The sequence below is a fragment of the Methylobacillus gramineus genome (assembly GCF_020532675.1).
GTDB classification, from domain to species: Bacteria; Pseudomonadota; Gammaproteobacteria; order Burkholderiales; family Methylophilaceae; genus Methylobacillus; species Methylobacillus gramineus.
In genome coordinates this window covers 613,824-627,348 of the sequence record NZ_JAJAVE010000003.1, presented here as the reverse complement: position 1 = coordinate 627,348, position 13,525 = coordinate 613,824, and the positions used below count along the sequence as shown (strand labels likewise).

Annotated in this window: 12 protein-coding genes; all 12 read right to left on the bottom strand. The window is 54.6% G+C overall.

Annotation, left to right across the window (positions count from 1 at the left end):
* Positions 1-40 precede the first annotated feature (40 nt).
* A complete protein-coding gene (locus LG201_RS13445; RefSeq protein WP_226772714.1) occupies positions 41-1,945 on the bottom strand; it encodes a lytic transglycosylase domain-containing protein in 1,905 nt (634 codons plus the stop codon).
* Between the two features lie 208 nt (positions 1,946-2,153).
* Positions 2,154-2,336 (bottom strand): hypothetical protein, encoded by a 183-nt coding sequence (locus tag LG201_RS13440; protein ID WP_226772713.1) that lies wholly within the window; start codon positions 2,334-2,336, stop codon positions 2,154-2,156.
* A 9-nt stretch (positions 2,337-2,345) separates the two neighbouring features.
* Positions 2,346-3,275: a UDP-3-O-acyl-N-acetylglucosamine deacetylase gene (gene lpxC, locus LG201_RS13435; protein WP_226772712.1), complete on the bottom strand. Its 930-nt coding sequence runs from the start codon at positions 3,273-3,275 to the stop codon at positions 2,346-2,348.
* A gap of 131 nt (positions 3,276-3,406) precedes the next feature.
* Positions 3,407-4,570 carry a cell division protein FtsZ gene (gene ftsZ, locus LG201_RS13430; protein ID WP_226772711.1) on the bottom strand — a complete coding sequence of 388 codons (1,164 nt, stop codon included), beginning with the start codon at positions 4,568-4,570 and terminating at the stop codon, positions 3,407-3,409.
* A 73-nt stretch (positions 4,571-4,643) separates the two neighbouring features.
* Positions 4,644-5,882 carry a cell division protein FtsA gene (ftsA, locus tag LG201_RS13425; protein ID WP_226772710.1) on the bottom strand — a complete coding sequence of 413 codons (1,239 nt, stop codon included), beginning with the start codon at positions 5,880-5,882 and terminating at the stop codon, positions 4,644-4,646.
* A gap of 25 nt (positions 5,883-5,907) precedes the next feature.
* On the bottom strand, positions 5,908-6,639 hold the full coding sequence (locus tag LG201_RS13420) for a cell division protein FtsQ/DivIB (RefSeq protein ID WP_226772709.1): 732 nt from the start codon (positions 6,637-6,639) through the stop codon (positions 5,908-5,910).
* Positions 6,629-7,537 (bottom strand): D-alanine--D-alanine ligase, encoded by a 909-nt coding sequence (locus tag LG201_RS13415; RefSeq protein WP_226772708.1) that lies wholly within the window; start codon positions 7,535-7,537, stop codon positions 6,629-6,631. Before LG201_RS13415 ends, LG201_RS13420 begins: the two co-directional genes overlap by 11 nt.
* A complete protein-coding gene (gene murB / locus LG201_RS13410; protein ID WP_226772898.1) occupies positions 7,534-8,424 on the bottom strand; it encodes a UDP-N-acetylmuramate dehydrogenase in 891 nt (296 codons plus the stop codon). Before murB ends, LG201_RS13415 begins: the two co-directional genes overlap by 4 nt.
* Positions 8,424-9,818, bottom strand: coding sequence for a UDP-N-acetylmuramate--L-alanine ligase (gene murC, locus LG201_RS13405; RefSeq protein ID WP_226772707.1), 1,395 nt, complete (start codon positions 9,816-9,818; stop codon positions 8,424-8,426). Before murC ends, murB begins: the two co-directional genes overlap by 1 nt.
* Entirely contained in the window at positions 9,815-10,921 is a 1,107-nt protein-coding gene (murG, locus tag LG201_RS13400) for an undecaprenyldiphospho-muramoylpentapeptide beta-N-acetylglucosaminyltransferase (RefSeq protein ID WP_226772706.1), read from the bottom strand. The genes murC and murG overlap by 4 nt, the downstream gene beginning before the upstream one ends.
* A gap of 69 nt (positions 10,922-10,990) precedes the next feature.
* Positions 10,991-12,157 (bottom strand): putative lipid II flippase FtsW, encoded by a 1,167-nt coding sequence (gene ftsW, locus LG201_RS13395; RefSeq protein ID WP_226772705.1) that lies wholly within the window; start codon positions 12,155-12,157, stop codon positions 10,991-10,993.
* A complete protein-coding gene (gene murD, locus LG201_RS13390; RefSeq protein ID WP_226772704.1) occupies positions 12,154-13,515 on the bottom strand; it encodes a UDP-N-acetylmuramoyl-L-alanine--D-glutamate ligase in 1,362 nt (453 codons plus the stop codon). The genes ftsW and murD overlap by 4 nt, the downstream gene beginning before the upstream one ends.
* Positions 13,516-13,525 lie beyond the last annotated feature (10 nt).

The window sequence follows — 13,525 nt, the reverse complement described above, 5'->3', positions numbered from 1 at the left end:
AATTCCTGTACCATTATATGGTAGCAGGGCCGCCGTAACCTCAGTCTTCTTCTGCGCTGACTGCAGCACCCACGCCAGGCACCACGCCCAGACGCTCTTTCAGGGTCAGTTTTTTGGTTCCGAGCTGTTGTGAGTAGTAGTAGGCGTTACCCAGTACCTTTTTCACATAGTCGCGTGTTTCGCTAAAAGGGATTGTTTCAGCATAGACTGCCCCTTCCAGTGGCCGGTTGGATGCCCAGCGCTTGGGCCGGCCTGGCCCCGCATTATAAGCAGCCGTTGCCATCAGTGACTGATCACTCATCTGATCCATGGTGTAGCGCAGATAATGTGTCCCAAACTTCAGGTTGGTATCCAGTTGATTAATCATGGAAGGCTCGAAACTGCCCATGCCCAGCCGCTTGGCTATCCACTTGGCGGTGGCTGGCATCACCTGCATCAGGCCTGAGGCGCCTACCGAAGATTTGGCCCAGCTGACAAAACGGCTTTCCTGCCGGATCAGGCCGTATACCCATGCTTCATCCAGTGCATTATCGGCGGCATATCCTTGCATCATGTCTCGATATGGTGTCGGGTAACGCAAGGCAAAATCATGCAGTAGCTTGGTACGGTCCGCCGTACTGATGGCAATGTCATACCAGCCTTCACGGAAAGCCACTTCGGCCGCGGCAATCAATTGCTTGTCGTCAAAATTGCTGGTTGCGTACACCCATTCCGCCCTCGACTCCCAGCGCATATCCAGGCGCCGGAGTGCCAGCGAGCGCTGCACACCGGGAGAAGCCAGCGCAATCCGTACTTCCTCTGGTGTTGTCTTGTAAAAAGCGGGAGGGGCAGCCACTACGTCTCCCATTTCCTCTTCGGCCAGCAAGCCATAATAATTGTTTTCCCTGGACAAGCCGACCAGTATGAGATTAGCCGCTACCAGCTGCTTTTGCTCTTTCAGCGCGCGCGCTTTCCAATAACGCCATACACCCTCTTCCTGCTGCGCCTCAGGCATCTCGGCAATCGCAGCTTGCAAGGCTTTCCATTCAGCATTGCGCAACGCAGAGCGCGCTTTCCACTCACGCTGATCCTTGTCCAGCGCAGTATTTCCGGCGCGGTTGTAATAGGTTAATGCCATTGGGTCATGCTTGCGGGCTGCATGCAGCGCAAACCGTCCCCAGAAATAATCACGATCGACTGGCTCAAAACTGGTATGGACTTTTTCCCATATATCCAGCGCCAGAGCTGGCTGACTTTTGCTCAAGCGCTCCAGTGCATACAGATTGAGCTCTTTACCCAAGCGACTTTTAAAGGAAATCTGCCCTTTTTCCAGGACTTGCTGTGGATTCTGGTAAACACGATCCAACAGCTTGAGGTTGGTCTTATCAACACCGGGAATACGCTGCAGCACAACCTTGACCACGGTCATTTTTGACCCCTGCAATAGCAACCGTGTACGCGCCCAGATATCGTCATCGCGCAATACACCGCCTTTCTGCAGGCGATCAAATACCGCCTCGCAATTGGCAGGCAGTTCACTACCCGTCATCCACAAGGTCTTGCCTTCCAATACAGAAGACTCAAGGCCCTGCTGGATACCGGCATCGATTGCATAGCAATTGACGCTGGCATCATCGCGCTTGAATTTGGGATATTCTTCAAAGAAGGTCTGCCAGTCCTGGCGCCGCGCCAATGCCTTGAGCCACTCGCCTCGCACACGGTCGGCAAATGGCAGGTCAGCATACCGCTCGAGGAAATGACGTACGGTTTGATTATCCGCCTGACTTAGATTGAGCAACATTAACCAGTAGTCGGCATAAGGGGCCAGCACATGGTTCTGCGCTTGCAGTTTCTGCGCAGCATCTGCCAGCACGGTGGTATTGCGGGAGTTATAGGCAGTGCGCGCACTGATGAAGAGGTCATCCGGACTGGCTGCCCATAGCATGGTGCTACAGAACAGCGACATTACCAGCGCCATCCGGCCCCATATACTCAAGAGTTGGCCGCCAGATTTGAGGCAGCTAGCGACTGCCTTCCTTGCAAACGGAGTGTTGCTATGCCCTGCTATATTGCTTGTATTAGCCTCTCTCAACTGCATTTTGTATTACCCAACTCCATGAAGCTCAATCAAGCATAGCATAGCCATTCAGATAAATGGCTAGCCCACGCCCAGACTAATAGAGAATGATGCGGCCCATGGCAATGACAAGCGCCACCACCAATAGCATGACCAGTGTGAACTTGGTCAGCTGCCAGGTGAATTTCAGGTAACGCTTGTCACCTGAAATAATGTAAATACCCAGTGATACTGCGACTGAAATCAGCCCCAATACTAGAAGAATGCGCAAGACCAGCATGCTAGCGACTTATGTGTAATGCAAGGCTGGCGGTACACCTATTGGCGTCTGGAATGCACCGGGGGCTTCTTCGAACTTGTCGAAAGTAGCGTATTCCCAGGCATCAGCATCGGCGAGCAAGGTTCGCAGCAATTGATTATTCATGTAATGCCCGGCCTTGAAAGCACTGAATGCCCCAATTAAGGGATGGCCCAATACATACAGGTCGCCAATCGCATCCAGCATTTTGTGTTTGACGAACTCATCGTCGTAACGCAAGCCATCACTGTTCAGCACACGGTACTCATCCAGCACAATCGCATTGTCCAGGCTACCACCACGGGCCAAGCCCATGGAGCGCAAGGCTTCAACCTCATGCATAAAGCCAAAGGTACGGGCCCGACTGATCTCCTTGATATAGGAGTTGTCAGCAAAATCAATAGACACCTTCTGCCCGGTATGTTCCACGGCAGGGTGGTCAAAATCAATCGTGAAATCCAGCTTGAAGCCAAAATAAGGGTCGAAACGCACCCATTTATCGCCTTCGCGATATTCAACCGTTTTCTTGATGCGGATGAATCTCTTCATCGCGGGTTGTTCGACAATGCCGGCCTGTTGCAGAAGAAAAACAAAAGGCCCGGCACTGCCGTCCATAATAGGCACTTCGCCCGCATTGAGATCGATATGGATATTGTCTATGCCAAGTCCGGCAAGTGCAGACATCAGATGTTCAATCGTGGCAACCCTGGCCCCTCCGCAATCTAGTGCGGAGCAGAGCTTGGTGTCAGTGACGAGATGAGGTTGCACCCTGAATTCCGCGGTATCGGGCAGATCGACCCGACGGAAGACAATCCCGGTATCAGGTGCAGCCGGTCGCAAGGTCAGGGTAACCTTGTCGCCCGAATGCAATCCTACACCGGTAGCACTAATAGTCGTTTTCAGTGTTCTTTGTTTAAGCACTGTCGCCCCCTCTCTCGAGAGCCCTCATTCGTTTAATTGCCTGATTATAACATGCTGGCCGCACCCGCCGTGGCAGGCGTCAGTATCCTCGAGCCCCATACGGGTAGCCTATCCAGCTTGCCACTTGTTACTTAGTCAGCCTGTTTACGCAGGAATGCAGGAATGTCATATTCCTCCACGCCTGACATCTTCATGGCTTCAACCTGTGCACGACGGCCATTGGAACTGAATACGGCAGGGCCTTCTTCATCCACACCGCCTACATATATAGGCTGATTGGTCGTACCATCACGCACCTGTGTCATCACACGCAACTCTGGTTTTTGCTGGCGACGGCTGACAACACCGTTAAGACCAGTAGCCACCATGGTCACACGCAGACCATCCCCAATCGACTCATCGAATACATTGCCGACAATCACAGTCGCATCATCAGCGGTGAATTCCTTGATGGTATTCATCACGTCATAGTACTCCTTCATCTTGAAGGAGCTGCTGGCAGTGATATTCACCAACACGCCACGTGCATTGGCCAGATTGACATCTTCCAGCAATGGGCTGGCAACGGCTTGCTCAGCGGCAATACGGGCACGTTCACTACCAGTGGCCGTCGCAGATCCCATCATTGCCATACCCATTTCAGACATCACGGTGCGTACGTCAGCAAAGTCGACGTTCACCATGCCTGGGCAATTGATGATTTCAGCAATTCCAGACACCGCATTGTGCAACACATCATTGGCCGCCTTGAATGCATCCAGGAAAGGTACATCCTCACCCAGCACCTGCATCAACTTTTCATTAGGGATAATGATAAGAGAGTCAACATGCTTGGAAAGTTCGTCCAGGCCTTCCTGTGCTACCTTGGTGCGCTTGCCTTCAAAAGAGAAAGGCTTGGTCACCACGGCCACTGTCAGAATACCCATTTCCTTGGCAACTTCAGCGATGATAGGCGCAGCGCCGGTACCTGTGCCACCACCCATACCCGCGGTGATGAACAGCATGTCTGCACCATCAATGATTTCGGCAATACGGTCGCGGTCTTCCAGTGCAGCCTCACGGCCAATCTCGGGACGCGCGCCAGCGCCAAGGCCCTTGGTGATGTCAGTACCAATCTGCAATACAGTCTTGGCCTGGCTCTTCTTCAGTGCCTGCATGTCAGTGTTAGCGCAAATGAACTCCACGCCACCGACATTCTTTTCGATCATGTGTGCTACGGCGTTACCACCGCAACCTCCCACACCTATAACCTTGATCACGGCCTCTTGTGAGTCCCTGTCCATAATCTCAAACATGTTAAAACCTCCTTAAGTTACGTCTGCCTAAACGCGAAAAATTCTGAAAACACACTACAACTCATGTGCACTACTAAAAATTCCCCTGGAACCAACTCTTCATCCGGCTAAACACCTGACTGAAGGAATTGGACTCCATCTGGCCCTGGAACTGCCGTTCCACCTGCTGCTTGCCCATCAGGACCAAACCCACTCCGGTGGCGTAACGCGGATTTCCCACCACCTCGGACAACCCTCCCACATAGCGCGGCATGCCTAGGCGTACCGGCATGTGGAATATTTCTTCACCCAATTCGACCATGCCCTTCATCATCGAGGAACCTCCCGTAATCACGATGCCGGAAGCAATCATCTCTTCCATACCGCTACGTCTAAGCTCTCCCAAGACAAACTCATACAGCTCGACAACCCGAGGCTCTATCACCTCAGCCAGGGTCTGCACGGACAACTGACGCGGGTCACGCCCATCAACACCTGGCACTTCCACCACTTCCCGCGGGTCTGCCAGTTGGCGCAATGCGCAACCATGCTTGATCTTGATTTCCTCTGCGGATTGCGTAGGCGTGCGGAAAGCCACAGCCACATCATTCGTAATCTGGTCACCGGCAATCGGCACCACCGCGGTATGGCGAATCGCACCTTGTTTGAACACCGCAATATCCGTCGTACCACCACCGATATCCACCAGGCATACACCCAGTTCCTTTTCATCTTCAGTCAAGACCGCCATGCTGGATGCCAGTGGCTGTAGAATGAGATCACTCACTTCCAGGCCACAACGCTTGATGCACTTGACGATATTCTGCGCAGCTGACACGGCCCCGGTGACGATATGCACCTTGACCTCCAGCTTCATTCCGCTCATGCCCAGCGGCTCGCGCACATCTTCCTGCCCATCGATGATGAATTCCTGGGTCAGGATATGCAGGATCTGCTGATCAGACGGTAGTGCAATCGCGCGCGCGGTTTCAATCACGCGATCTACATCCATCTGCGTTACTTCGGCATCCTTGATCTTGACCATGCCATGCGAGTTAAGGCTCTTGATATGGCTGCCCGCAATGCCGGTAAACACCGTGCTGATCTTGCAATCCGCCATCAGCTCAGCCTCCTCCAGCGCTCGCTGAATCGCCTGCACCGTGGAATCGATATTTACCACCACGCCCTTTTTCAGGCCGCGTGATGTTCCTTGCCCCAGGCCTATGACCTTGAGACTACCCTCGGGCTGTAACTCAGCAACGATAGCAACGATCTTTGATGTCCCAATATCCAGCCCGACAATGAGATTTTTATCTTCCCTGACCCTGCTCATTTATCTCTCCATTTTTCCATAGTACTCAGGCCGCGCCTGTCTTTCGTTTGGGTACTGCCACTTCAGGCTTACGCACCGCAAAACCATTCGGGTAGCGCAAATCGGCATAACTGATGCCTACTTTCACTCCACCCAATGTCTGGTTGTAGGCACCTGCAAATTTCTGCAAGCGTGCTTCCATCTGTTCCCGGCCCAGCTCTATCACCATGCCCTTGTCTGTCTTGATCTGCCAGGCCCGGCGCGGGGTCAGTGCCAACTGTGCAATACGCATCCCGCTCACCCCTGCCAGCGCCTGGCTATATTTCCCGTAGTGCTGCGCCACTTCCTGCACACCATCCCCAGGCCCATAGAACACCGGCAAGTCACTATCAGAAGCCGCATGAAACAACTCACCGTAGGTATTCACCAGGGCAATATTGCCCCAGCGCGCCAGCTCTCTATGCTCTTCCACCACCACTTCCAGCTTGTCAGGCCAGCGTTTGCGTACACTGACCTTGCGTGCCCATGGCAACTTCTGGAAGGCATCACGCGCCTTGACCACATCCACGGTAAAAAAATTACCTTGCAAATGCCGGTCCACAATCCACTTGATCTGCTCACGTGTCACATGATCAAGATGCCCTTCCACCCGCACTTCCTTCAGTGGAAATATGGGCAAGTGCACCACGACATACACCAGGCCATATACAAACATCACCGCCGCCAGTGCGTTGAGGAAATTCGCGATCCAGTTCAGGACGCGCGGCTTATCCCACATGCGCAGACTCCAGCACTTTCAATACCAATGTATCAAAACCAAGCCCTGCTGCCCGGGCACCCATAGGCACCAGGCTATGATCCGTCATGCCTGGCGAGGTATTCACCTCCAGGAAATAATGCTTGCCTGCTTCATCCATAAGGAAATCCACCCGGCCCCAACCGCGACCACCCACGGTGCGAAACGCCTGCAATGCCTGCTCACGAATCTGCAACTCCTGCTCGGTAGGCAATCCACACGGGCAGAGATATTGCGTATCGTCACGCAGATACTTGGCGTCATAATCGTAAAACTCATTGGCTGGCACGATACGGATAATGGGCAATGCCGTATCGCCAAGTATGCCCACCGTATACTCCCCCCCACCGACAAACTGCTCGGCAATCACCAAGGGATCAGACTTGGCGGCCAGCTTATAAGCAGCTTTCAATTCACCCGCCTGCTTCACCTTGCTGATCCCTATGCTCGAACCTTCATTGGCGGGTTTGACAAACAAGGGCAAACCCAACCGGTTTTCTATCGCAGCAAAATCACTGTCTGCCGTCACCAATTCAAAATCCGGTGTTGCCACACCGGCAGAACGCCATAACAACTTGGTGCGCCATTTGTCCATGCCCACGCTGGATGCCATGACACCGCTGCCGGTGTAAGGAATGCCCATCAGCTCCAGTGCACCCTGGATAGTCCCGTCTTCACCATAGCGGCCATGCAGGGCGATAAATACACGATCAAACGCCGCCAGTTCATGTAACGGTTTTTCCGCAGGATCAAATGCGTGTGCATCCACGCCGCTACGTTGCAAAGAAGCCAATACTGCGCCACCGCTCTTGAGCGATACCGCACGCTCACCGGACTTACCGCCCAGCAGCACAGCCACTTTGCCAAACTGACTACTCATGCCCACTCTCCAATAATTCTGACTTCTTGTTGCAAATCCACATGCTGCTGCTGCTTTACCGTTGTACGCACATGCGCAATCAGGTGTTCTATATCCGCCGCAGTAGCCTCGCCTGTGTTGACGATAAAGTTGGCATGCTTCTCTGACACCTGTGCACCCCCTATGCTGTGCCCCTTCAGTCCGCTGGCTTCAATCAGCCGGGCAGCATGATCACCTGGCGGGTTACGGAATACTGAGCCTGCATTGGGCAAATTCAATGGCTGGGTGGCCAGGCGCTTCGCCAACAACTGCTTGATCTTCAATTCGGCCTCAGTAGCTTCACCGCTTTCCAGCGCAAACCAGGCCGCGACAAACCACTCATTGTCCACCGGCATGTCCACATGCCGATACGCAGTAGCAAACTCCGCCTTGCTGCGTGTATGCAGCTGACCTTTACGGTCTATGGTCAGTACCTGCTGCACCACGTCCCAGGTTTCCGCACCATGACAGCCTGCGTTCATCGCCAATGCGCCGCCCACGGTACCGGGGATACCCGCCATGAACTCAGCACCATGCTTGTGCTGGCGCGCAGTAAATTTGGCAAGCTTGGCGCACGTCACGCCAGCCTCGGCAAACACCACATCATTTTCGAGCGCCAGCGCAGTCAATACGCCATGCATCAACACCACAGTGCCGCGCACTCCACCATCGCGCACCAGCAGGTTGGACCCAAGGCCGATAAACTGCACAGGCTCTTGCGCATCCAGCCCAGCCAGAAAACTGCCTAGGTCATCCAGCCCCGCTGGAATGTAAAAACTGTCTGCGGCACCGCCCGCACGCCAGCTGGTGTAACGTGCCAAAGACTCGTTACGCAGCAAGGTGCCTGAGCTAATGTCACGTTGCGCCATCACTGGGCAAGCTCCCTGGTTTTTGCAGCCACTTGTCCGATGGAACCAGCGCCCATGACAATGACCACATCATCAGCCTGCGCCATATCCAGAATCGCCTGCGGCAGCTCATTGGTGGTTTCCACAAAGATCGGCTCCACCTTGCCCGCCACACGTACAGCTCTCACCAACGCACGGCCATCGGCGGCCACGATCGGTGCCTCACCAGCGGAATACACTTCGGTCAACAGTGCCACATCGGCACTGGAAAGGACCTTGACGAAATCCTCGAAACAATCTCGCGTCCGTGTATAACGATGCGGCTGGAAAGCCAGCACCAGACGGCGATCAGGAAAAGCCCCACGCGCCGCCGCAATCACGGCTTGTATTTCGACCGGATGATGGCCGTAGTCGTCGACCAGAGTAAAGGTTCCACCGTCCCTGGCCTGTACTTCGCCATAGCGCTCAAAACGACGTCCCACACCCTTGAACTCGGCCAGAGCCTTGATGATGGCCGCATCCGGCACATTCAACTCACTGGCAACGGCAATCGCCGCCAGCGCATTCAACACATAGTGATTGCCAGGCAGGTTAAGCGTGACATCAAAGGTAGTGGTAATCCCATTGATACGGCTCACCGTGAAATGCATCTTGCCGTTTTCCGCCCGCACATTGCTGGCACGGATACGCGCCTCTTCAGAAAAACCATAAGGCATCACCGGCTTGGAAATCTGCGGCAGGATGGCACGCACATTAGGGTCATCAATGCAGACCACTGCCATGCCATAAAACGGCAAACGCTGCAGGAACTCGACAAACGCCCCCTTAAGCCGCTCGAAATCATGGCCGTAAGTGTCCATGTGATCGGCGTCTATATTCGTTACCACAGAGATAATCGGCGTCAGGTGCAGGAAGGAGGCATCAGATTCATCTGCCTCTGCCACGATAAACTCACCCGTACCCAGACGGGCATTGCTACCGGAGGCTTCCAGGCGACCACCAATCACAAAGGTCGGATCCATCCCCGCCTCAGCCAATATGCTGGCAATCAGGCTGGTGGTCGTGGTCTTGCCATGGGTACCCGCAACCGCAATCCCCTGGCGGAAGCGCATCAGCTCAGCCAGCATCAGTGCACGCGGCACGATAGGCACATTACTGTCACGTGCGGCAATCACCTCTGGATTATCATCCTTGACCGCGCTGGAAATCACCACCACATCGGCATTACCCAGGTATTCTGCTGCGTGCCCCTGCTGCACCTTGGCACCAAAGCTTGCGAGTCGGCGTGTCGTCGCGTTATCGGCGAGGTCAGATCCACTGACGTTAAAACCCAGATTGAGCAGCACTTCTGCAATTCCGCTCATGCCGGAACCGCCAATGCCGACAAAATGCACGTTTTTTACTTTATGTTTCATCGGTGATTTCCTCCCTGCTCTGGCAGGGCAATACTTTCCAATTCGTTTGCAATCGCCTCAGTGGCATTCGGCCTGCCCAGCTCGCGCGCTGCATGGGCAATTGCCAGCAAGCCGGAACGCGTCAATCCTTGCAGCAATCCAGCCAGCTTTTGTGCGGTCATTTCCTGTTGTGGCAAATGGATAGCCGCATTGTGCTCAGCCATCCAGCGTGCGTTATCACGCTGATGTGAGGTGGTAGACACCACCAGAGGGACCAGGATGCTGGCAACTCCAGCCACCGCCAGTTCGCTCACTGTGATAGCGCCAGCGCGACACACCAGTACATCAGCCTCGGCATAGGCACTCGCCATGTCATCAATAAACGGCACCACATTCGCCTCCACCCCAGCAGCCATATAAGCTTCTCGCAAGGATGCAATATGTTGCGCCCCTGACTGATGCGTCACTACCGGGCGCTGCTCGGCAGGCAGCAAAGCCAAGGCTTTAGGCAGGGTGTGATTCAATACCTGCGCGCCCAGGCTCCCGCCAACCACCAGCAAATGCAGCCTGCCGCTGCGATTGGCAAACCGTTGCTCTGGAGGTGCAATATCCACGATCTCGGCGCGCACCGGATTACCTGTCACACGTGCCTTGAAGGCCCCAGCACCCAAGGAGGTTTCTCCACCCTCAAAGCCAAACAGCACACGCTCGGCATGCTTGACCAGTGCCCGATTCGACATCAGCAATCCAGCATCCGCATTGACCAAGGCCAAGGGCACGCCAGTGGTCCGCGCCGCCCAGCCTCCAGGGACAGTGACATAGCCACCCATCCCCAGTACGGCTTGTGGCTTCAATTGTTTCATGAGCCGCCATGCAGCCAATGTCGAGCTCACCAGGCGACATATGCCAGTCACTGTATGCATCCAGCCCTTGCCACGCAGGCCAGAAAACTTGAGCTGCGTCATCGGCAAGCCATGTGGTGGCACCAGGCGGTTTTCCATGCCATGCACCGTGCCAAGCCAATGCACATTCCAGCCGCGTGCCTGCATGGCCTTGGCAATCGCCAGCCCTGGCATCACATGCCCACCAGTGCCCGCCGCCATGATCAGCAAGGTTTTACTCATGCAAGCCACCTCTGACGCATGGGAACATGTTGGCTATGGTCGCTACGTTTGAACCATTCAGGATAACCATCATGCTGGCAACCCTTTCTGTATCCGTCTGTTTTCCCAATCAATCCTCAGGAGAATGGCCAACGCAATGCAATTAGCCAGAATGCCGCTACCGCCAAATGAGAGCAGAGGCAGGGTCAAGCCCTTGGTAGGCAATACACCCATGTTCACACCGATATTGATGATGCTTTGCACGCCGATCCATACCCCTATCCCTTGTGCCAGCAAGGCAGAAAAATAACGCTCGTTATTTACCGCCTCCTTGCCAATGCGGAAAGCTCGGATGATGAGCCAGGCAAACAGACCAATCACCACCAGCACACCAATAAAACCCAACTCTTCTGCAATTACTGCCATCAGGAAATCGGTATGCGCTTCCGGCAGGTATAGCAGCTTTTCCACGCTGGCACCCAGCCCAACACCCAGCCACTCACCTCGCCCAAAAGCAATCAGCGCGTGAGAAAGTTGATAACCTTTGCCATACGGATCTGCCCACGGATCCATAAACCCGATCACGCGTTGCATGCGATACGGTGAACTCCAGATCAGACCAATCACTGCCACCGGCAGCAGGGCAATCAGCCCGCCAAAGATGCGGCCATTGATACCGCCAAGCCAGAGAATCGCCATGGAAATCGACACGATCACACTGAAAGCGCCAAAATCAGGCTCGCGCAGCAACAGCCAGCCCACTACCACCATCACGCCCACCATAGGCAAGAAGCCGCGCTTGATGCTGTCCATCACCTCGGCCTTGCGTATGGTGTAATCCGCGACATAAATCGCGGCAAACAGCTTCATGAACTCCGAAGGCTGCAGATTGATCACAAATAACGACAACCAGCGTTGACTGCCATTCACGTTACGGCCTACGCCAGGAATCAGCACCAGCACCAGCATGGCAAGCCCCATCAGAAAGAGGTAGGGCGCCATTTTCTGCCACATACGGGTAGGTATCTGGAAAGTCACAAAAGCGCCAGCCAGGCTGATCACGAGGAAAATACTGTGGCGTATGAGGAAATACGTTGGCTGATGCCCGGTCATCTTGTCGGCTTCTGCCAGCGCAATAGAAGCGGAATAGACCATCACCAGGCCGATGCCCAGCAAGATAAGCGTGACCCAGACCAAGGCCTGGTCATAGGGCGAGGAAGAGGTAATACGCTCGCGTCCGCTCAGCATATACATCATGGCCGCGACTCCCTGGCCACCAAGGCGTGTACTGCATCGACAAACACCTGTGCGCGATGAATGTAATGACGGAACATATCCAGACTAGCGCATGCCGGAGAAAGCAGCACGGCGTCGCCCGCCTGTGCCAGGGCATATGCCTGCTCTACTGCCTGCTCAAGACTGGCAGCATATTCAACTAAAACCCCGGTGCCAGCCAGCGCAGCAGCGATTGCCTCAGCATCACGCCCGATTAGAACAACGCCACGCGCATTGCTGCTGACAGGGCCAATCAGTGGTGAAAAGTCCTGTCCTTTACCATCGCCGCCCGCAATCAGGACTACCTTGCGTTGCAACCCTGCAATGGCAGCGCAAGTAGCCCCGACATTGGTACCCTTAGAGTCATCATAGAACGCAATGTCATGCACTTCGGCTATCCATTCCACGCGGTGTGGCAAGCCCTTGAATTCCCTTAACGCAGCCAGCAACGGCGCGTCAGGCAAATCAATAGCACGGCACAATGCCAATGCCGCCAGGGCGTTTGCTGCGTTGTGCAAACCGGTGATCTTTAATTCATTCATCTTCAGCAGCCGTGTTGCGCCTTGTGCCAGCCAGTACTCACTCTCATGCAAGACCAGACCAAAAGCCTCATCGCTCACTGGTGCATCGGTGCCAAAGCTGACCACACGCCTGCCAGGCAAGGCCATGGACTTGCTCCAGCTATCCTCACGGTTAAGCACCTGCACACCCAGGCTGCTGAATATTCTGGCCTTAGCTGCCGCGTAATCACGTAAGCCACGATACCGGTCCATGTGGTCTTCACTGATATTCAGAACCGTGGCAGCATCTGCAACTAAAGAGTGGGTAGTTTCCAGCTGGAAGCTGGAAAGCTCCAAGACATACACATCAGCGGCATCATCCAGCGCATCCAGTACCGGCAAGCCAATATTGCCTGCCACCACTGTGTTCAAGCCTGCTGCCCGGCACATATCGCCTACCAGGCTAGTCACCGTGCTTTTGCCATTTGCGCCAGTAATCGCAATCAGCTTGGCCGCAGGCGAGCGGAACTGTGCAAACAGCTCAACGTCACCCACGACTGGAATCCCTTGCTGCAAGGCAAGCTGGATTTGTGGTTCAGCCAGGGCAACCCCAGGGCTAGCGACAATCACGTCAGCCCCGGCAAAACTCTCCTGACTGAAGCCACCAAGATATATCGGTATTTCTGGCAGTTCGCGCTGCAGAATATCCAGCCCAGGAGGCACCAGCCGCGTATCTGCAACGGACAGCAACGCACCCTGGCGTTTTAGCCAGCGCAATGCCGACAGACCGGTGTCACCCAGCCCCAGCACTAATACGTTTTTGTCCTTGAGTTGCAGCATGTTTTTTTGT

Bases quoted from the DNA above. Each gene is read 5' to 3' on its own strand.
- LG201_RS13445 (WP_226772714.1), bottom strand. From the start codon at position 1,945: ATGTCGCTGTTCTGTAGCACCATGCTATGGGCAGCCAGTCCGGATGAC.
- LG201_RS13440 (WP_226772713.1), bottom strand. From the start codon at position 2,336: ATGCTGGTCTTGCGCATTCTTCTAGTATTGGGGCTGATTTCAGTCGCA.
- ftsZ (WP_226772711.1), bottom strand. From the start codon at position 4,570: ATGTTTGAGATTATGGACAGGGACTCACAAGAGGCCGTGATCAAGGTT.
- ftsA (WP_226772710.1), bottom strand. From the start codon at position 5,882: ATGAGCAGGGTCAGGGAAGATAAAAATCTCATTGTCGGGCTGGATATT.
- LG201_RS13420 (WP_226772709.1), bottom strand. From the start codon at position 6,639: ATGTGGGATAAGCCGCGCGTCCTGAACTGGATCGCGAATTTCCTCAAC.
- LG201_RS13415 (WP_226772708.1), bottom strand. From the start codon at position 7,537: ATGAGTAGTCAGTTTGGCAAAGTGGCTGTGCTGCTGGGCGGTAAGTCC.
- murB (WP_226772898.1), bottom strand. From the start codon at position 8,424: ATGGCGCAACGTGACATTAGCTCAGGCACCTTGCTGCGTAACGAGTCT.
- murC (WP_226772707.1), bottom strand. From the start codon at position 9,818: ATGAAACATAAAGTAAAAAACGTGCATTTTGTCGGCATTGGCGGTTCC.
- murG (WP_226772706.1), bottom strand. From the start codon at position 10,921: ATGAGTAAAACCTTGCTGATCATGGCGGCGGGCACTGGTGGGCATGTG.
- ftsW (WP_226772705.1), bottom strand. From the start codon at position 12,157: ATGATGTATATGCTGAGCGGACGCGAGCGTATTACCTCTTCCTCGCCC.
- murD (WP_226772704.1), bottom strand. From the start codon at position 13,515: ATGCTGCAACTCAAGGACAAAAACGTATTAGTGCTGGGGCTGGGTGAC.